Source organism: Bradyrhizobium sp. WSM4874, from assembly GCF_055811835.1.
This window is the reverse complement of record NZ_JBVVPR010000010.1, coordinates 101,928-119,639: the sequence shown is the minus strand read 5'-3', so window position 1 is coordinate 119,639 and position 17,712 is coordinate 101,928. Positions and strand designations below refer to the sequence as shown.

Annotated in this window: 16 protein-coding genes; 8 read left to right on the top strand and 8 right to left on the bottom strand. The window is 65.9% G+C overall.

Features of this window, described 5'->3' with window-relative positions; all coding sequences use genetic code 11:
* Positions 1-6 precede the first annotated feature (6 nt).
* Positions 7-2,589 carry an ATP-dependent helicase gene (locus AC0L3P_RS13255; RefSeq protein WP_473302182.1) on the bottom strand — a complete coding sequence of 861 codons (2,583 nt, stop codon included), beginning with the start codon at positions 2,587-2,589 and terminating at the stop codon, positions 7-9.
* Between the two features lie 239 nt (positions 2,590-2,828).
* On the opposite strand from AC0L3P_RS13255, the gene AC0L3P_RS13250 reads away from it, so the two are divergent.
* Complete coding sequence (locus AC0L3P_RS13250; protein WP_007600914.1) at positions 2,829-3,002, top strand: DUF1328 domain-containing protein; 174 nt, start codon at positions 2,829-2,831, stop codon at positions 3,000-3,002.
* A 5-nt stretch (positions 3,003-3,007) separates the two neighbouring features.
* On the opposite strand, the gene AC0L3P_RS13245 is transcribed toward AC0L3P_RS13250, so the two are convergent.
* Positions 3,008-3,514 carry a thioesterase family protein gene (locus tag AC0L3P_RS13245; RefSeq protein ID WP_275173419.1) on the bottom strand — a complete coding sequence of 169 codons (507 nt, stop codon included), beginning with the start codon at positions 3,512-3,514 and terminating at the stop codon, positions 3,008-3,010.
* Positions 3,515-3,601: 87 nt separating this feature from the next.
* Between AC0L3P_RS13245 and AC0L3P_RS13240 the strand changes: the two genes are divergently transcribed.
* Both AC0L3P_RS13240 and AC0L3P_RS13235 read left to right on the top strand, forming a co-directional pair.
* Complete coding sequence (locus AC0L3P_RS13240; RefSeq protein WP_473302181.1) at positions 3,602-5,026, top strand: FAD-binding oxidoreductase; 1,425 nt, start codon at positions 3,602-3,604, stop codon at positions 5,024-5,026.
* Positions 5,027-5,076: 50 nt separating this feature from the next.
* Entirely contained in the window at positions 5,077-5,439 is a 363-nt protein-coding gene (locus AC0L3P_RS13235) for a hypothetical protein (protein ID WP_473302180.1), read from the top strand.
* Positions 5,440-5,618: 179 nt separating this feature from the next.
* Here AC0L3P_RS13235 and AC0L3P_RS13230 read toward each other — a convergent pair whose 3' ends face one another.
* The 4 genes from AC0L3P_RS13230 to AC0L3P_RS13215 all read right to left on the bottom strand — a co-directional run bounded on the left by AC0L3P_RS13230 (position 5,619) and on the right by AC0L3P_RS13215 (position 8,442).
* Positions 5,619-7,313: a SulP family inorganic anion transporter gene (locus tag AC0L3P_RS13230; protein ID WP_473302179.1), complete on the bottom strand. Its 1,695-nt coding sequence runs from the start codon at positions 7,311-7,313 to the stop codon at positions 5,619-5,621.
* A 165-nt stretch (positions 7,314-7,478) separates the two neighbouring features.
* The gene (locus AC0L3P_RS13225; RefSeq protein ID WP_354205396.1) at positions 7,479-7,745 is read right to left on the bottom strand and encodes a hypothetical protein; all 267 of its coding nucleotides are present in this window, start codon (positions 7,743-7,745) and stop codon (positions 7,479-7,481) included.
* The gene (locus AC0L3P_RS13220) at positions 7,739-8,020 is read right to left on the bottom strand and encodes a GCG_CRPN prefix-to-repeats domain-containing protein (protein WP_354060603.1); all 282 of its coding nucleotides are present in this window, start codon (positions 8,018-8,020) and stop codon (positions 7,739-7,741) included. The genes AC0L3P_RS13225 and AC0L3P_RS13220 overlap by 7 nt, the downstream gene beginning before the upstream one ends.
* A gap of 92 nt (positions 8,021-8,112) precedes the next feature.
* A complete protein-coding gene (locus AC0L3P_RS13215) occupies positions 8,113-8,442 on the bottom strand; it encodes a hypothetical protein (protein ID WP_473302178.1) in 330 nt (109 codons plus the stop codon).
* Between the two features lie 172 nt (positions 8,443-8,614).
* Here AC0L3P_RS13215 and AC0L3P_RS13210 point away from each other — a divergent pair, with 172 nt between their 5' ends.
* Together AC0L3P_RS13210 and AC0L3P_RS13205 are read left to right on the top strand one after the other, a co-directional pair.
* Positions 8,615-9,325: a response regulator gene (locus AC0L3P_RS13210; RefSeq protein WP_354060607.1), complete on the top strand. Its 711-nt coding sequence runs from the start codon at positions 8,615-8,617 to the stop codon at positions 9,323-9,325.
* Positions 9,326-9,343: 18 nt separating this feature from the next.
* Entirely contained in the window at positions 9,344-10,690 is a 1,347-nt protein-coding gene (locus AC0L3P_RS13205; RefSeq protein ID WP_473302177.1) for a sensor histidine kinase, read from the top strand.
* Here AC0L3P_RS13205 and AC0L3P_RS13200 read toward each other — a convergent pair.
* Complete coding sequence (locus AC0L3P_RS13200) at positions 10,684-12,174, bottom strand: caspase family protein (RefSeq protein ID WP_473302176.1); 1,491 nt, start codon at positions 12,172-12,174, stop codon at positions 10,684-10,686. The two genes, AC0L3P_RS13205 and AC0L3P_RS13200, sit on opposite strands and share 7 nt — an antisense overlap.
* 428 nt (positions 12,175-12,602) lie before the next feature.
* Here AC0L3P_RS13200 and AC0L3P_RS13195 point away from each other — a divergent pair, with 428 nt between their 5' ends.
* From AC0L3P_RS13195 to AC0L3P_RS13185, 3 genes are read left to right on the top strand one after another with little or no spacing between them, the layout of a single operon-like run.
* A complete protein-coding gene (locus AC0L3P_RS13195) occupies positions 12,603-13,634 on the top strand; it encodes a TRAP transporter substrate-binding protein (protein ID WP_275173433.1) in 1,032 nt (343 codons plus the stop codon).
* Between the two features lie 7 nt (positions 13,635-13,641).
* Entirely contained in the window at positions 13,642-15,507 is a 1,866-nt protein-coding gene (locus tag AC0L3P_RS13190; RefSeq protein WP_473302175.1) for a TRAP transporter large permease, read from the top strand.
* 12 nt (positions 15,508-15,519) lie between these two features.
* Positions 15,520-16,497, top strand: a complete 978-nt coding sequence (locus AC0L3P_RS13185; protein ID WP_473302174.1) for an NAD(P)-dependent oxidoreductase — start codon at positions 15,520-15,522, stop codon at positions 16,495-16,497.
* 6 nt (positions 16,498-16,503) lie between these two features.
* On the opposite strand, the gene AC0L3P_RS13180 is transcribed toward AC0L3P_RS13185, so the two are convergent.
* The gene (locus tag AC0L3P_RS13180) at positions 16,504-17,670 is read right to left on the bottom strand and encodes an ABC transporter substrate-binding protein (protein ID WP_473302173.1); all 1,167 of its coding nucleotides are present in this window, start codon (positions 17,668-17,670) and stop codon (positions 16,504-16,506) included.
* Between the last annotated feature and the right edge of the window lie 42 nt (positions 17,671-17,712).

Below are 17,712 nucleotides of genomic sequence, written 5' to 3'. Positions count from 1 at the left end.
GGGGCCTCACGTCCGCTGCACAAAACTGTCCACGACCTTCTTTTCCCCCGCCTTGTCGAAGGCGATGGTGAGCTTGTTGCCGTCGATCTTGGTGACGCGGCCATAGCCGAATTTCTGGTGGAAGACCCGGTCGGAGAGGGAGAACTCCGAGGTCGTGCCGGTGGATTTGGCCACCAGCTCGCCCTCGATCGTCAGGGGCCCGCGGCGGCGCGAGGAGAAGCTGCCGAAATCGGGCGAGGACGACTGGGACGAAAACGACGAGGCCTGTTCCTCGAAGCTGCCGCGGCCGCCATTGCCGCCGCCGCCCCCGCCGCGATTGCGATTGGCCTGGGCGCGCTGCCAGCCGGGGGTCGAATAGGTGGAGCCGAACGCTTCCATGTCGTCGAAGCGGGAGGCCCCGTAGCCGCCGGTGCCGCCCCAGGCCGAGCCGCCCTTGGATTCCGTGATCTCGACATTGGCCGCCGGCAGTTCGTCGAGGAAGCGCGACGGGATCGTGGTCGACCAGGTGCCATGGATCCGGCGGTTGGTGGCAAAATAGATTTTGGCGCGGCGGCGGGCGCGGGTTAGGCCGACATGGCCGAGCCGGCGCTCTTCCTCGAGGCCGGCGCGGCCCTGTTCGTCCAGCGTGCGCTGGCTCGGAAACAGGCCTTCCTCCCAGCCGGGCAGGAACACGTTGTCGAATTCCAGCCCCTTGGCCGAATGCAGCGTCATCAGCGACACCGCGTCCTCATCGGCGCCGCTGTCGCGGTCCATCACCAGCGAGATGTGCTCCAAAAACCCTTGCAGATTCTCGAACTCCTCCATCGAGCGCACCAGCTCCTTGAGGTTTTCGAGCCGACCCGCGGCGTCCGCCGAGCGGTCCTTCTGCCACATCTCGGTGTAGCCGCTCTCGTCGAGCACGATCTGGGCCAGATCAGTGTGCGACGTGACCTCGCGCTGGGCGCGCCAGCGGTCGAACTGGGCGACGACGTCGCGCAAGGAGCCGCGCGCCTTCGGCTTCAGCTCATCGGTCTCGACCACCGCGCGCGCCGCCTCGAACAGCGGAATGCGGCGCTTGCGGGCGTGATCGTGCAGCATCTGCACGGTGGCATCGCCCAGGCCGCGCTTGGGCGTGTTGACGATGCGCTCGAAGGCGAGATCGTCGGCCGGTGAATTGATGACGCGCAGATAAGCCAGCGCATCGCGGATTTCGGCGCGCTCGTAGAAGCGCGGGCCGCCGATGACGCGATAGGGCAGGCCGAGCGTGACGAAACGGTCCTCGAACTCGCGCATCTGGTAGGAGGCGCGCACCAGGATCGCGATCTCGTTGAGCTTGTCGCCCTGGCGCTGGATCTGCTCGATCTCCTCGCCGATGCCGCGGGCTTCCTCTTCCGAATCCCAGGAGCCTGTGACCGTGACCTTCTCGCCGTCATGGTCCTCGGTGCGCAGCGTCTTGCCGAGCCGGCCCTCGTTGTGCGCGATCAGGTGCGAGGCGGCGGCGAGGATGTGGCCGGTCGAGCGGTAGTTGCGCTCGAGGCGGATGACCTTGGCGCCGGGGAAATCATGGTCGAAGCGCAGGATGTTGTCGACCTCCGCGCCGCGCCAGCCATAGATCGACTGGTCGTCATCGCCGACGCAGCAGATGTTTTTGGTGGGGCCTACAGGGACAGCCGTCATTCCGGGATGCGCCGAAGGCGCCCCGGAATCTGGAGCCGAGGACTCATCTCCGGATTCCGGGTTCGGCTCTTCGAGCCGCCCCGGAATGACAGTGGGCGAGGTTGGCTTCGACGGCGCCTGCGACAGCAGCCGCAGCCACAGATACTGCGCGACGTTGGTGTCTTGGTACTCATCGACCAGAATGAATTTGAAGCGCTGCTGGTACTGCCGCAGGATATCCGGGTGCTCGCGGAAGATGCGGATATCCTCGAGCAGCAGATCGCCGAAATCGGCGGCGTTCAGGATCTTCAGCCGCTCCTGATAGCTCGCATAGAGCTTGCCGCCCTTGCCGTTGGCGAAGACGGCGGCTTCGCCCGAGGGCACCTGCGACGGCGTCAGGCCGCGGTTCTTCCAGCCGTCGATCAGGCCGGCCAGCATGCGCGCGGGCCAGCGCTTGTCGTCGATGTTGTCGGCTTGCAGGAGCTGCTTCAGGAGCCGCACCTGATCGTCGACGTCGAGCACGGTGAAATTCGACTTGAGCTGCGCCAGCTCGGCATGGGTGCGCAGGATGCGTCCGCCGATGGAGTGGAAGGTGCCGAGCCACGGCATGCCTTCGACCGCATGGCCGAGCATCTGGCCGAGCCGGTGCTTCATCTCGCGCGCGGCCTTGTTGGTGAAGGTCACCGACAGGATCTCGGAGGGGCGGGCGCGGCCCTGGCTCAGGATATGGGCGATGCGCGTGGTCAGCACGCGGGTCTTCCCGGTGCCGGCGCCGGCCAGCACCAGAACCGGGCCGTCCAGCGTCTCCACAGCCTCGCGCTGCTCCGGATTGAGCCCGGACAGGTATTGCGGGCCTACCGAGGCCCGCGCACGCGCGGCGATGCCGCCGGCTGCGGGTTGGTGGTCGGGGACGCTTTGGGACGTGATCTTGCTCGGCTCGGTCATGCGAATCATTTGCCCCACGTTGGCACCGCGGGGTGGTGAAAGGGGAGCCTTCTTAACAGGGATTGATCCCTATATGGGGCCGCGGTCGGGGGTTTTCCACGTGCGCGGAAAGCCAATTTGTTCCTGCGGGTCAGGCGAATTTCCGGCTCCAGCGGGCCGGAACCATTGTTCCCAGTTGGCGATTGGTTCTGCAAGTGAGGCGCGTCAGTCGCCGATCGCAGACAAACATCGAAACAGAGGTTCGGATCATGCTTAGCTGGGTAGTGACGTTTCTGGTTATCGCCCTGATCGCCGGTATCCTGGGCTTTGGCGGCCTCGCCGGCGCGTCGATCGAAATCGCCAAGATCATCTTCTTCATCGCGGTCGTGCTGTTCCTGGTCTCGGCCGTTGTTGGATTGGCCCGCGGCCGTAACAGGGTCTAGCGCGCTTACCGCTTCGAGGGCATCGCCACGTTGCGGCCGATGCCCTCGGGCCGCTGCACGGCGATGTGGGCCTTGACCACCGCTGCAATGCGCTCACGGATGTCTGGTGGAAAAGCCGCCACCTTTCGTGAGCCCATGTCGATGTGAAGCGACATGTTTTCCGACGTGGCGGACAGCCAACCCTCGGTCGCGTGTCGCAGCTCCTGGAAGGTGTGCAGCCGCTTGTCGTCGGCTTCCAGCAGCCAGACCGAGACCTGCACGGGATCGCCGAGGTGGATTTCGCGCAAATACCGCACGTGGCATTCGGCGGTGAAGGTCGAGCCGCTGCGCTCCTTCATGTAGCCCGGACCGATCCCGAGCGTCAGCCACATCTGGTCGATCGCGCGGTCGAACATCACGTTGTAATAGGCCATGTTGAGGTGGCCGTTGTAGTCGATCCATTGCGGCTCGATCTGCATGATCGAGGCGCGGAACGGCACGGTGTTGGTCGCTGTGGCGGCAGTCTCCGGCATATTTCCTTCCCCAGCTATGCGGCCGGTCGCTTGACTTGACCGGTGAGATGTCCTTTGCCACGGTTCGTCTCGTCGGGAGGAACGTCCGTGGGTACGACCATCACCAATAATCCGCCGCGGCCGGCGCCGAAAGCCCTCGCGAGCGCGCTGGAGCAGCTTGCCGCACGGTTCGGCAACCGCCTCATCACGTCGCAAGCCGTTCGCGAGCAGCACGGCCATACCACCACATGGATCGTGAACCAGCCGCCGGACGGCGTGGTTATGGCGCAGGAGACCGCCGACATCCAGGACGTGGTGCGGATCTGCGCGAAAAACGGCGTGCCCGTCATCGCCTTCGGCACCGGCACCTCGCTCGAGGGCCAGGTCAACGCACCCGCCGGCGGCATCTGCATCGACCTGCGCGACATGAGCAAGGTGCTCGCGGTGCATGCCGAGGACCTCGACTGCGTGATCCAGCCCGGGGTCACCCGCAAGGCGCTCAACGAGCATCTGCGTGACCAGGGCCTGTTCTTCCCGATCGACCCCGGCGCCGACGCCTCGCTCGGCGGCATGGCCTCGACCCGCGCCTCCGGCACCAACGCGGTGCGCTACGGCACCATGCGCGACAGTGTGCTGGCGCTGAAGGTGGTGCGCGGCGACGGCGAGATCATCACGACCGGCACGCGTGCGAAGAAATCATCCGCCGGCTACGACCTGACGCATCTGTTCGTTGGCGCCGAGGGTACGCTCGGCATCATCTCGGAACTGACCATCCGCCTGCGCGGCATCCCCGATACGATCGCGGCCGGCGCGGTGTCGTTCGAGACGGTGCATGGGGCGTGTCAGGCCGTGATCCTGGCGATCCAGACCGGCATTCCCGTGGCGCGTATCGAGTTGCTCAACGCCGCGCAGGTGCGGGCCTGCAACGCCTATTCGAAGTTGACCCTGCCGGAAACGCCGCTGCTGCTGATGGAATTCCACGGCAGTGAGATCGAGGTCGCCGAGCAGTCCAAGGCCTTTGCCGAGATCGCCGGGGAGTACGGCGGCGGCGATTTCTCCTGGACCACCAAGCCGGAGGATCGCACAAAATTATGGCAGGCGCGGCACGACGCCTATTGGTCGGTCAAGGCGCTGCGGCCCGGCGACAGCATCGGCGTGGTCGCGACCGACGTCTGCGTGCCGATCTCGCGGCTTGCCGAATGCGTCGGCGAGACCGAGGAAGACCTCAAGCGCCTCAACCTGTTGTCGCCGATCGTCGGTCATGTCGGCGACGGCAATTTCCACTGTTCGCTGGTCTGCGACACCAACGATGCCGACGAGATGGCGCGCGGCGAAGAGTTCATGCATCGGCTGGTCGAGCGCGCGCAGGCGATGGACGGCACCTGCACCGGCGAGCACGGCATCGGACAGGGCAAGCAGAAATACCTCAAGGCGGAGCTCGGTCCCGAGGCGATCGACGCGATGCGGGCGCTGAAAAAGGCGCTCGATCCGCAGAACATCTTCAATCCCGGCAAGATCGTACCGGAGGCGTAGCGCGCGGCGTGGCCGCCGTTTATGCTCGCTCCATCACCACGGAGCAGGCAATGCAGTGGTTCGCGCGCAAGACGCGCCAGGACATCTGGGACGAAGCGATCGAACGGCCGCTCGGCGACATCGAGGCCGCCGAGCGCATCCGTGCGATCTGTGACGCCGCTGCGGCCAGCGCAGCAGGGTCCGCGCGCAACGACAAGCGCGACAGCGTGCGCTACGAGCGCGCGGTCAAGGTCGCGATGGAAATCGCGATGAAGATCTCGGATGGACTGATGCGCGACGACGCAGTCCGTCGCATCGTCGATCTCTGCATGAAGGCGAACGACCTCAAGACGGCGCAGATCCTGTTCCGCGCGATCCATGCCAGCTGGGTCCGTGAAACCGTGCAGCGCGATCACCCGACATTGGTGCAGTGAGCGTTCGTTGCTGTCGCATTGCGACGACAAGCCTATCTATCACCGTCATCCTGAGGAGCGAGCCATGGGGCGCAAAGCGCCGCATGGGGAGCCTCGAAGGACGACGGCCCGGCTGCATCGTGGCCGTATCATCCTTCGAGGCTCCGCTTGCGACGCCTTCGCGTCTCAACCGGAGCACCTCAGGATGACGGAGTGAATATGTGATCGCCTTTCCCCAGCTTGCGCACGGCCTCGTCGACGCTGTGGAAGACGTTCTCCCGGGGCAGCGCCTCGAACAGCCTGAACCGCTCGAACGCGTCCTGCGCACGTACCGATTCCAGCCGGGCCAGCGCGACCGTGATGCCCTGTTCGCTGCACGCCCTGAACATTTCGAGCAGGATCTGCGCGGCGGTAAAGTCGATCTCGACCATGCCGCTCGCCTCCAGCACCAGCAGCTGCGGCGGCGTCGCGCCGAGCACCTTGGCTACGTCGCTGCGAAAGCCGGGCGCGTTGAGGAACGACAGCGGCGCCTGCAGTCCGATTACGGCGACGCCGGCGATCCGCTCGCCGGCGATGTGCGGATGCGCCGGCCACCAGATCGTGGTGCCCGGCACGCGCTCGAACTCGACGAGCCGCGCGCGCGTCGTGCTCCAGATGCCGTGCAGCAGCGACAGCACGATGCCGAGGAATGCGCCCTGCTGGATCGGCAGCACGATGATCAGCGCGGCGGTGGCGACAATCAGCAGGAATTCGCTCGGGGATTGGCGATAGATCGTGACGATCTGCTTCACGCGGATGATGCGCAGGGCGACGAACAGCAGGATGCCGCCGAGGGCTGCGTCCGGAACGTGCTGCAGCAACCCCGTTCCAAACGCGAGCAGGGCCAGCACAATCGCAGCCGCGGCGAGGCCCGCGAGCTGCGATTGTCCCCCGGTCTCGGCGACAATGCCCGTCCGCGGCGGGCTGGCATTGACCGGAAACGCGCCGAACAGGCCCGACAGCACGCTGCCGGCGCCCGCGCCGAGAAAATCGCGATCGATATCGGCCGGCTTGTCGGGATCGGACGGGAACGAGCGCGTCGTCGCCGCCGTCTGCACCATCACCACGACCGTGATGACAAAGGCGAGCGGCACGAGGCGGACCCATTGCTCCGGTGCAAGCTCGGGGAAGGTCGGCCGCGGCAGCGTCCCCGGCACGAGGCCGACGACATTGACGCCCTTGCTCTCGAGGCCGAGCGCGATCGTGGCCAGGGTCGCTGCGACAAGCCCGATCAGCGCGCCCGGGATTTTTGCGCTGATCTTCTCGGCGACGAAGACCACGGCCAGCACACCGAAGCCGATGCACAGCGTGAAGGGATTGGTGCGGCCGAGTTCGCTCGCGAGCACACCGATGCGATCGAGCGTCGGCCCGCTCGGCGAGTCCAGGCCCAGCACGCCCGGCACTTGCGACACGATGATGTGGACGGAGATGCCGGCGAGGAAGCCGACCATGACCGGCACGGACAAGAGATTGGCGATGCCGCCGAGGCGGAAAGCGCCGCCAGCCAGCATCATCGCGCCGACCATCAGCGCCAGCGCGATCGCGAATCCCTGATACTCAGGCGAGCCGGCGGCGGCCAGCGCCGCCAGCCCGCCGGCGAAGATCGGCGTGATCGTGGAATCGGCGCCGCAGGACAGGAAACGATTGCCGCCGAGCATCGCAAAGCCGAGCGACCCCGCCATGAAAGCGAAGAAGCCGATCTGCGGGGCGAAGCCGCCGAGCCGTGCGGTCGCCATCTGCTCGGGAATCGCGATCGCCGCAAGCGTCAGGCCGGCCATGAGGTCGCCAGGCAGCGAATAGGACGCCAGCGAGCGGAATAGCGGCCATGATGTTGCGGTGTGAGCGTCCTGCGCCATCAGCAGCGAATCCCCGAAGCGTCCCGTTGGCCGACCAGACCACAGCTGCCGGTCGTCGGCAAACATGCGGTTGCCGGCCTCGCCGCTATATCGTGCGACACCGCAGGGCCCCGCAGGCACTTATCGCGTCTGCGAGCCCCACGCGCACTCTCGCGAGACTACGCTCTATGGCTTCGACGCCTGCGCCTGCTTCAGCGCGCTCTTGCAGCCATCCGATAGCTGGTTGAAATGCTCGATCATGCACTGCTTGACGCGGCCGCCTCCCGGCATGATGCCGGAGCACAGCGCGCGCATGTCCGCGGTGCACGCTTGGCGTACCTCCTGTCGCGGTTGCTGGGCGGACGCGGCGCCCGCGGACGATACCGCGACCAACGCGGCGATGATGGCCGCGATCGCGCGTCGCAGCTCCCGTAGCTGTACAGGTCTCACCATGCGCAGACCCTCCGCGCGCCGAATGGCGTGCTGGTCCACCAACAAGCTCCCGGATAGGGAGGCGCCGCATAGGCATAGGGTGGATGGGCATAGGGCACGATGTTCCGCCGGCACAGGCCGTTGGCCGTCAGGTGCCAGCCGGGCCCGCAGCCGCCGCTGACTTCGGTGAGGCCGTCGGACATGGCGGGGTGAGGGCTGGGAGTGAAGGCTAGCGCGGTCGAACCCGCGGCCAGTGCGGCTGCCGCGGCCGACGCCAAGATCGTCAATCGTCGCATTCGAGATATCCATGCTTGCAGGTTGGAGGGAAGGCAGTCCGCGGTCGCTGTTCTGACCCTGGCCGGAATTTCACGGTCGTGCGGCGCGACGGTCAGTACCGGTATCCGTAATAGGGATGGGTCACGAGCGTGCCGCTGCGCGTCACGCTATTTCCGTTCGGCCCCGTCGTGGTGCGCGTGTAGTCGAATGCATGCGGACCCACGCGCGTGATGCTGCCGCTGCGTGCGATCGTGCCGCCATAGGGCCCCGTCACCGAAGCCGAACGCGAGCAGGTACCGCCGGCGCATCCGCCGCTGGCGCTGCCGTAGTAGGTGCCGCGCCAAGTCGTGACGCTGCCGCTGCGAACCCAGGCGTTTGCATCGGAGGCGCTCGTGAGGGCCAGCACCGTTGCGAGTGATAGCGAAGCCAGGATGAGTTTCATCGGATACTCCCGTTTGCGAGGACGCGCCGGAACGAGACCGGTCGCCGCATGGGGGCCAATCTCGCCTCGATGTTTTGCCGTGATGTTGCCGGCGAGGCCGGATATGTAACGTTTTGTAACCGGTGATGGGCTCGCCACATTCCCGCCGGCGGGTTGCTCGATAGAGGTCGCGATGGATACTCGGACGATCATGATCGTGGAGGACGACCGCGAGATCCGCGCGCTCCTGGCGGACCTGCTGACGCGGGAGGGCTATGCGCCGGTTTGCGTCGAGAACGGCGCGGCGATGGACCGGGCGCTGATGCAGGCATGCCCGGATCTCATCGTGCTTGACATCATGCTGCCCGGCGAGGACGGACTGTCGATCTGCCGGCGCCTGCGCAGCAAGGGCCGCACGCCGATCCTGATGCTGACGGCCAAGGCCGACGATGTCGACCGCATCATCGGCCTGGAGCTCGGCGCCGACGATTATCTGCCGAAGCCCTTCAATCCTCGGGAATTGCTGGCGCGCATCAAGGCCGTTTTGCGGCGTGTGGACGGCCCGCTGCAGATGCCGCCGCCGCGGCGCATTGCTTTCGGCAGGCTGGTGGCCGATCTCGACGGGCGCAGCCTGTCCAACGACCAAGAATGCATGGTCGAGTTGACGGCAGCGGAGTTTGATCTGCTGGCATGTTTCCTTGAACGGCCCAAGCGGGTGCTGTCACGCGACCAGTTGCTCGATTGGACGCGCGGCCGGACCGCGGATCCGTTCGACCGCGTCATCGACGTGTCGGTCAGCCGGCTGCGCCGCAAGCTCGTCGCCGCGGATCCCAAGGCTGCATTCTCGATCAGGACCGTGCGAAATGGCGGCTATCTCTTCAGTGCTGACGTCCGCCCGCTCTGAGCACGGAGCCTGTGCGGGATGAGCAGGCTTCACATCGCCGCCCGCCTCGGCCTTATCGTCGTCGGCGCCATCATTCTCGTGCAGTTGCTGTCGCTCGCTATCTATTTCGTGGAGCAGCGCGGCCGCGGCGAGCCGTCCGGATTTGCCGCTTTGTTCGCGCAGGTCGCCGCTTTGGCGGAGGCGATCGACAGGGTCCCGCGCGACGATCGCGACCTGGTGCTGCGCGCGGCCACGACGGCGCGATTCAAGCCGGTCCTGCGTCAGGACGTGCCGCCCAACCCGTTGCATGGCCGTTTCCTGGGCAGTGCGGAGCAACGGCTGCGCGCGCTGAGCGGTGTGCCGGCGGAGCGGCTGGTCGCATTGTCCTTCGTCAACGTCAGGGACGGCCAGCAGGTGGCCCGCTTGCGTGATCTCGTCACCTCGCGCCTGCAAGCCGTCATTGAACTTGCTGGCGGCGGCTATCTGGTAATCGAGACCGCAGGCGAGCTCGGCCTTCGCCTGCTCGGCATTCCTGTCGGCCTGCTGGCCGGAATTCTCGGCTTCATGGTCGCTTTGGCGGCCTTGCTCGCGGTTCGCCACGAGACCAGGCCGCTGTCCGAGTTGACCATCGCCATCGAGCGCTTTGGCGCTGCCATGGAGACCAGGCCGGTCAGCGAGCGGGGTGCTCCCGACGTCCGGGCGCTGATCCGCGCCGTCAACGCCATGCAGGCGAACATCGCCGAACTGCTGCGCAGCCGCACCCTCGTGCTCGGCGCGATCAGCCATGATCTGCGCACCTATGTCACGCGGCTGCGGCTACGTCTCGAGCTGCTGCCCGAAAGCGTGCAGCGGGACAAGGCAACCGTCGATCTCGACGACATGCAATCGCTGATGGATGATGCGCTCGCCTTTGTCCGCGCCTCGTTCGCAGGCCCGTCAGCGGAGACCGTGGATCTTGCTCGCGTCGCGCGGACCGAGTACGAAGCGCGCAAGGGCGGCTGCGAAGCGGTGACGCTCACCTGCGAAGATCCGGCTCTCCTCATCCGCGGCTCGGCTGCGGGCATGGCTCGGGTCATTGCCAATCTGGTCAACAACGCGATCGTCTATGGTGGCGCCGCAGACATCTCCTTGCATGCCGAGACCGGTGTGATCGAACTCCTGGTCGAGGACCGCGGGCCGGGAATCCCGGTCGACGAACGCACCCGCGTATTCGATCCATTCTACCGGCTGGAGACCTCGCGCAGCCGCGAGAGCGGCGGCGCAGGATTGGGACTCACAATCGTGAGGCAAGTTGTCGAAAGCAACGGCGGCACGGTCGCCATCGAGGATCGTCCCGGTGGCGGCACGCGTGTCCGCGTCCGGCTGCCGCGCGAGCGGTCTCAGTAACGGCTGCGATAGCCATCGCCGCGTCCCGGGCCGCCGTAGTTGCCGCCTCGGCCGCCCATGCCCATGCCAATTCCGATGCCTATTCCGACACCTATGGCTTCTGGCGGCGGGCCGGCGGGCGGCGCGCGCTCGTAGATCACTTCATCGGGCGGCGGCCGGCGCGGCCTGGGCGGTGTGTCGACCACCTTGCGCTTCGGCGGCGTGTCGTCGACGCGCTTCTTGATCACGGGCGCGACCGTCGGGTTGACCGGCGTTGCCGGTGTCGAAGGCGTCGAGCACGGGCAGGTCGGCGCCATCGCGACGGCGACCGGGGCAGGAGCGGCCGCGACCACAGCAGGCAAGACGTAGTTGCGGTTCTGCACGCGGAGCAGCAGCCTGCGTGCGGTCGCAGCCAGATCGCTGTTGTCCCAGTTCGCCAGATACGCCTCGAACGAGGCGCGGGTGTTGATCGCGGTGGCGCGCTCCCACGCCAGCATCTGGCGTCGGCGCTCCATGATCGTGCGCAGGCGCGGCGTACGGGTATCCTGAGCATACAACTCGATATAGGCCTGATACGCCGGCACGGTGTCGTCGGTGATCACCATCTCATAGGCGACCATGGCCGGCTTGCCCTGCAAATCCTTGCGCCAATCCTCGAGGCTGCGCGTGCCGCTCGCAAGTGCCATGGAGGATGCGCCAGGAAGCGCAGTCTGACCGCCGCTGCTGTCGCCGCCGAAGAACTTGAAGTCGGTCGTCAGCGACGAGCTTTCCCAGGGGATCTGGCGTCCGTCGGTCGATTGCGCCACGGCGACGCGAATGCGCTTGAACACTTCCTCGATCGGCAGATTAGGCTGCTTGGCGACGGTCAGCGCCGCGGTAGTGTAGGGACTGTCGATGCCGGAGCCATCCTCGGCTTCCGCACCGGGCGAGGTCGAATAGGAAATGAAGGAGCCCGGCGCGCCGGCCTTGGTGTCGACGATCGCAAGCCCGTGTCCGGCGCCGCTGAGTGCCGGGAACGGATTGTTGCGGCAGGCATCGAGCATGAAGATGCGGGCTCGTGTCGGCAGCGCGCCGAGCGTGTTGAGCAAATCGTTGAGCCGCACGCCCTGAAGGGGGATATCGGCCTCGCGCTTGGGGTCGAGATCGACCGGCACCAGATAGTTCTCGCCGTCGATCTGGAGGCCGTGGCCGGCATAGAAAACCAGCGCGACGGTGTCGGCGCCGCTGGCGCTGACCTTGCCGGCGAAATCCGAGATCGCCTGACGCATGTCGTTCTGCGCCAGATTGGACGCCGTGGTGACGGTGAAGCCGGCATTGCCGAGCAGCTCCGTCATGCCCTTGGCGTCGTTGGCTGCGTTGGGGAGTTCCGGCACGGTGCGATAGGCCGATTGACCGATCACGAGTGCGAGCCGCGCTTCGGCCGCGGCCTCCGTCGGAATCGTCAGTTGCGAGAGCGCGAGAAGACCGGATGCAAGAAACAAATTGCGAAGAATTGGACGGCGCATGGTGTCACCTCCATCGGCAATACGCACGATGATGTCACCTTTTCTAGGTGGCCGCCATGCGTCTGTCTGTGCAGTGGATCACGTTGAGCTGCGGCAAAATGGGGCAGGAGGTCTGCCGAAGCCAGTGCGGCATCGTTCTGGCACCATCCATGTGAATTGCGCATTGATCCATGCGCCAATTGGATTGATCGCCGATGCCGCGCGAAAGCATCCTCGCGCACATCTGGCCCGATGCCGGTCTGAGCGAAAATCCCGCAAAAAACGCGGTTGTTTCGCCGCGCGCTGATGCCGTCGACCTTCGCGACACGCCGCTTTGCAATGGCCGGCCTCAAGTCTTGCCTGCGCCGTCGCTTTGGCCATACAGTCCGTGCAACGGGCTGCGGCAACGTCCGCGGCGCGAAAAACAATAATCGGGGAGAGACCGCACCATGTCCATCGTGCCCGTGAACCGTCGCGCGTTCATCAAGTCGTCGACGGGACTTGCCGCCGGCCTCGTGTTCTCCCCCGCACTCATCGGCCGCGCCGAAGCCGCGACGCTGAAGCTGAAATGCTCCTCCTCGCTGCCGAACGACCCCAAATTCGCCAACGGCCGCGTCTATTACGACAATCTCGTCAAGAACCTGAAGGCGAACGGCCTCGGTGAGCAGGTCGAGGTCGCGTTCTTTCCCGACAACCAATTGGGTCAGGAAATCGACGTCATCAACTCGGTGAAGCTCGGCGTCATCGACCTCATGGTGTCGGGCTCGTCGATCTCGGCCAATCTGGTGCCGCTGGTCGGCACCTTCGATCTCGGCTTTCTGTTCTCGAGTTTCCCGCAGCAGACCAAGGCGTTCGATTCCGGCGCCGCCAAGCCGATCGAGGACGCGCTGCTCAAGGGCAGCAACATCCGCATCATCGCCTGGGCCTATAATTTCGGCTCGCGCAGCGTGCTGGCGCGGAAGCCGGTGAAGACGCCGGAAGATCTCGCCGGTCTCAAGATCCGCACCCTGCCAAATCCTGTCATCACGGAATGCCTGCGCCTGATGGGCGCCGCCGCGACGCCGCTGGCGTTCGGCGAAATCTACACGGCATTGCAGGCCGGCGTGCTGGACGGGTTGGAGCACGATCCGCCGACCATCCTGGCCAGCAAGTTCTTCGAAACCGCGAAATTCTATGCACTGACGCAGCACAATTTCTCGCCGCTCGCGATCTATTTCAGCGACACGACCTACAACCGCATGGATCCGAAGCTGCGCGACGGATTTCTCGATGCTGCGAAAAAAGCTGCGGCCGACACGCGGACCCACGGGCTCGCGGTCGAGAAGGAGGCGCTGTCCGCCTTGACCGAAAAGGGCGTGACGGTGGCCGAATGCGACCGCGAGGCGTTCAAGAAGCGCGTCGCGCCGCAGATCGAGAACTTCATCAAGGCGCGGCCGGACTCCAAGGCCGTCATCGATATCATCCGCGCCACGCAGGCCTGACGTGGCAATGACGGCTGCCGTATCTCTCTCGGGCGGGCGCCACGGGAGCATCGCCCTGCTGCTTCGCGTCAGCGACGCGATCGCGGCCATTTTGCTGGCCGCGGATCTCGTCGTCGTCTGCGGTTCCGTGCTGCTGCGCTTCTGCTTCAACGCGCCGGTGGAGTGGTCCGACGACGTGGCGCGCGGCTTGATGGTCGGCTCGGCCTTCTTCGGCGCGGCGAGCGCGCTCGCGCGCGGCGAGGATGTCGGCGTCTCTTTCTTCCGCGACATGGCGCCGGCACGGCTGCGCGCGCTGGTCGACGCCGCCAGCGCGCTGCTGGTGGTGCTGATCTCGGGCTACGTCGCCTACAACGCCATCAAGCTCGGCTCGCTGACGGCGGGTCAGACTACCGGATCCGGCTTGCCGCTGGAGCTGACCTTCTACCCGATGGGCGCCGGCGCGCTGTTCATGACGGTGTTTGCGATCGACCAACTCTGCGCCAGGCCACTCCCCGACATCGTCAGGGGCCTCGTCGCGATTGCCGTCGTGACCGGCCTCTATCTCGCCTGGGATTATCTTTCGCCCGCTACGGTGCCGTCGGCGGGCACGCTGATGCTGATCGGTTTCTTCGCGACGTTGGTCGGCGGGTTGCCGATCGGCTTTGCGCTGGCGCTGGCCGCGCTGATCTTCATCTGGGTCGAGGGCGCGCTGCCCGGCGTTATCTTCGCGCAGCAGATGGCGCGCGGCATCGACAATTTCGTGCTGCTCGCGATTCCGTTCTTCATTCTCGTCGGCTACCTCATGGAAGCCAACGGCATGTCGGTGCGCCTGATCGAGCTGTTGCAGCGCGGGGTCGGGCGCATGCGCGGCGGCCTCAACGTCGTGATGGTGGCCTCGATGGTGCTGTTCTCCGGCATCTCCGGTTCGAAGATGGCCGACGTCGCGGCGGTCGGCTCCGTACTGATTCCGGCGGCGCGCCGCTCCAAGCAAAACCCGGGCGGCGCCGTGGCGCTGCTCGCGGCCTCCGCGGTGATGGCGGAGACCATCCCGCCCTGCATCAACCTGATCATCCTGGGCTTCGTCGCGAACCTGTCGATCGGCGGCCTGTTCGTTGCAGGGCTGTTGCCGGCGGCGCTGATGGCGCTGGCCCTGATCGCCGTCTCCATCATCTTCGGCAAGACCCCAACTGAGACTCCGGCTGATGAGGAGGACATCGCGCCGCAGATGCCGGTGTCGGGCCTGTGGAGCGGCGCGATCGCCTCGTTCGGCCTGATCTTCATGATCTTCTTCGGCTTCAAGAGCGGCTTTGCCACGGCCACGGAAATCTCGGCCTTCGCCGTGGCCTATGCACTCGTTGTCGGCAGCGTGGTGTTCCGCGAGCTCAGCTTCACATCGGCCGCGCACAGTTTTGTGCAGGGGGCGACGCGCGCGGGGCTCGTGCTGTTCATCGTCGCGGCCGCGCAGTCGCTGGCGTTCACGCTGACCTTGCAGCAAGTGCCGCATGCGGTCGGCGATTTCATGCTCGGATTGTCCAAGACCAGCGGCACCTGGCTGTTTATCCTGCTCGCGATCGGCGTGCTGATCGTGATGGGCTCGGTGCTGGAGGGCGCGGCCGCGCTGATCATCTTCGGGCCGTTGCTGCTGCCGGTGGCCGTGCAACTCGGCATCGATCCCCTGCATTTCGGCGTGGTGCTTGTGATCGCGATGGGCATCGGCCTGTTCGCGCCGCCGCTCGGACTCGGGCTCTACGGCGCCTGCCTGATCGGCAACGTGCCGATCGAGCAGACGGTGAAGCCGATCATGGGCTATCTCGGCCTGTTGTTCCTTTGCCTGCTCGTGATCGCGTTCGTGCCATGGCTCAGCACGGCATTGCCGCGCGCGTTCGGCTATTGAGGGAGTCTTGCCGTGAAAGTCCTGCTGGCCCACACGCCGAAGATGCGCCGCAATTACTACGGCGATCGCAGCCTGAACGGTTTGCGCGCGGCCGCCGAGGTGATCCTGCACGACAGCGATGAGACGCTGGTCTCAACCAGCCTCGTGCGCGCTGCGCAAGATGTCGACATCATCGTGGCCGACCGCATGACCGAAGGACGCGGCGAGATCTTTGCACAACTGCCGCGCCTGCGCGCCTTCGTGCGCTGCGCTGTCGACATCCGCAACGTCGACGTTGAGGCCGCGTCGAACGCCGGCGTGCTCGTGACCCGCGCCGGGCCTGGCTTCGTGCAAGCCGTTGCCGAGCTCGCGGTTGGCTTCATGGTCGATCTCTCCCGCGGCGTATCGCGGGCGACGGCCGATTACCACGCCGGCCGCAAGCCGGAGGCGCGGATGGGACGTCAGCTCGCCGGCAGCAAGATCGGCATCATCGGCTATGGCAGCATAGGGCGCTATCTCGCCGACATCGCCAACGTGATGCGCATGGAGGTGCTGGTCGCAGATCCCTTTGCGACCGTGAGCGACAGCGCCATCCGGCAGGTCAGCCTCGACGAACTCCTCGCCGCGTCCGACTATGTCATCTGCCTTGCCATCGCCAACGAGCAGACCGAAAATCTGATCGGCGAGGCGGCGCTGCGGCGCATGCAGAAGCATGCGGTCTTCATCAATCTCTCGCGCGGCAACCTCGTCGATGAAGCGGCGCTGGCGAAGGCGTTGCTTGAGAATCGTATCGCGGGTGCCGCGATGGATGTCGGCCGCGCGCCTGACCAGATGCCAAGTCCGGAGCTTGCGAAGCTTCCCAACGTCATCGCCACGCCCCATGTCGGCGGCCTGACGCCGCAGGCGATCGAATATCAGTCGCTGGAAACTGTGCGGCAGGTCGAAGCGATCGTCAAAGGCGGGGCCCCCCAAGGCGCCGTCAACGCCGACCGCTGGACGCGGCGGCCGTGAGCGGCTCTAAAGCCGGTCCACCGCTTTGAACGTCCCGTCCTTCTGGATCACCGTCAAAAACACCTTCGGGGGCGCGTCGATCATGCGCATGCCGACGGTGACGGTGCTGCCGCTGATGTCGAAGTGGCCGACATCGTTGATGGCCCGCAGCAGGCTCGCGCGCGTCGGTTGCGGTCCGGCCTGTTCCAGCGCCGCGGCCGCGAGACGGCCGGCGATATAGCCTTCGAGCGACACGAAACTCGGTGTCAGCGCGGGGTCGAACGCCGTCTGCGCCGCCTGGTAGTCGGCAACCAGCTTGAGGGAGCGGTCCCAGGGAAACGGCACGACCTGCGAGACGACGACGCCTTCGCCCTCGGGGCCAAGCTCCCGGGCGAGCGCAACGGCGCCGACGAAGGAGATGTTGACGAAGGTCGGACGCGCGCCGCTGCGGTGCGCGAGCTTGATGAACTCCGCGCAGGGACCGTAGGTCCCGACCATGACGATCGCCTCGGGTTCGACGCGCTTGATCGTGCGCCAGGCCGACGCGACCGCGCGGGTGTTGCGCTCGAAGGTGCCCTCGGCGGCGAGTTCGAGACCGCGCCTGGCAAGCGCGCGCTTCACGCCGGAAAGACCGTCGCGCCCGAAGGAATCGTCCTGGTAGAAAATGGCGATGCGGGTGAAATGGCGATCCTCCGTGAGGTGCTTGACCCACGCCTCGGCCTCGGCGCCATAGCTCGCACGGATGTTGACCACGTTCGCGAGCTGGAGGTCGCGCAAGAATTCAGCGCCGCTGAACGGGCCGATGAACGGCACGTTCCTGGCGCTGGTGATCGGTATCGTCGCCACCGCCGTCGGCGTGCCCACCGCACCGATCAACGCGAACACCTTGTCGTCCTCGATCAGCCGCAGCGTCTGCACCGTCGAGCGGTCGGGATCGTAACCGTCGTCGCGGCTGATGAGCTGGAGCTTGCGGCCATGGACGCCGCCCTTGGCGTTGATCTCGGTGAAGGCTGCGACGATGCCCTGGCGCATCCGCTGTCCGAGTGCGGAGGAGGGACCTTCGAGCGCTGCGGCCTGGCCGAACAGGATTGCATCCTTGCTGACGCCGATCTCGTCGGCTTTCGCCGGCAGCATGATTGCTGCCAGGACGGCGACGGTCATGACGATGCATATCGCAGATCGAGATCGATACATCAAGAAAAGTCTTGCCGGGTGCGGTGAGTAGCTTTGTGAAAG

What these genes read in the sequence shown, in the direction of transcription:
- AC0L3P_RS13180 (WP_473302173.1), bottom strand. Translation starts at nt 17,670, where the DNA reads ATGTATCGATCTCGATCTGCGATATGCATCGTCATGACCGTCGCCGTC.
- AC0L3P_RS13230 (WP_473302179.1), bottom strand. Translation starts at nt 7,313, where the DNA reads ATGGCGCAGGACGCTCACACCGCAACATCATGGCCGCTATTCCGCTCG.
- AC0L3P_RS13205 (WP_473302177.1), top strand. Translation starts at nt 9,344, where the DNA reads ATGAGCAGGCTTCACATCGCCGCCCGCCTCGGCCTTATCGTCGTCGGC.
- AC0L3P_RS13215 (WP_473302178.1), bottom strand. Translation starts at nt 8,442, where the DNA reads ATGAAACTCATCCTGGCTTCGCTATCACTCGCAACGGTGCTGGCCCTC.
- AC0L3P_RS13250 (WP_007600914.1), top strand. Translation starts at nt 2,829, where the DNA reads ATGCTTAGCTGGGTAGTGACGTTTCTGGTTATCGCCCTGATCGCCGGT.
- AC0L3P_RS13245 (WP_275173419.1), bottom strand. Translation starts at nt 3,514, where the DNA reads ATGCCGGAGACTGCCGCCACAGCGACCAACACCGTGCCGTTCCGCGCC.
- AC0L3P_RS13225 (WP_354205396.1), bottom strand. Translation starts at nt 7,745, where the DNA reads ATGGTGAGACCTGTACAGCTACGGGAGCTGCGACGCGCGATCGCGGCC.
- AC0L3P_RS13235 (WP_473302180.1), top strand. Translation starts at nt 5,077, where the DNA reads ATGCAGTGGTTCGCGCGCAAGACGCGCCAGGACATCTGGGACGAAGCG.
- AC0L3P_RS13255 (WP_473302182.1), bottom strand. Translation starts at nt 2,589, where the DNA reads ATGATTCGCATGACCGAGCCGAGCAAGATCACGTCCCAAAGCGTCCCC.
- AC0L3P_RS13200 (WP_473302176.1), bottom strand. Translation starts at nt 12,174, where the DNA reads ATGCGCCGTCCAATTCTTCGCAATTTGTTTCTTGCATCCGGTCTTCTC.
- AC0L3P_RS13190 (WP_473302175.1), top strand. Translation starts at nt 13,642, where the DNA reads ATGACGGCTGCCGTATCTCTCTCGGGCGGGCGCCACGGGAGCATCGCC.
- AC0L3P_RS13210 (WP_354060607.1), top strand. Translation starts at nt 8,615, where the DNA reads ATGGATACTCGGACGATCATGATCGTGGAGGACGACCGCGAGATCCGC.
- AC0L3P_RS13220 (WP_354060603.1), bottom strand. Translation starts at nt 8,020, where the DNA reads ATGCGACGATTGACGATCTTGGCGTCGGCCGCGGCAGCCGCACTGGCC.
- AC0L3P_RS13195 (WP_275173433.1), top strand. Translation starts at nt 12,603, where the DNA reads ATGTCCATCGTGCCCGTGAACCGTCGCGCGTTCATCAAGTCGTCGACG.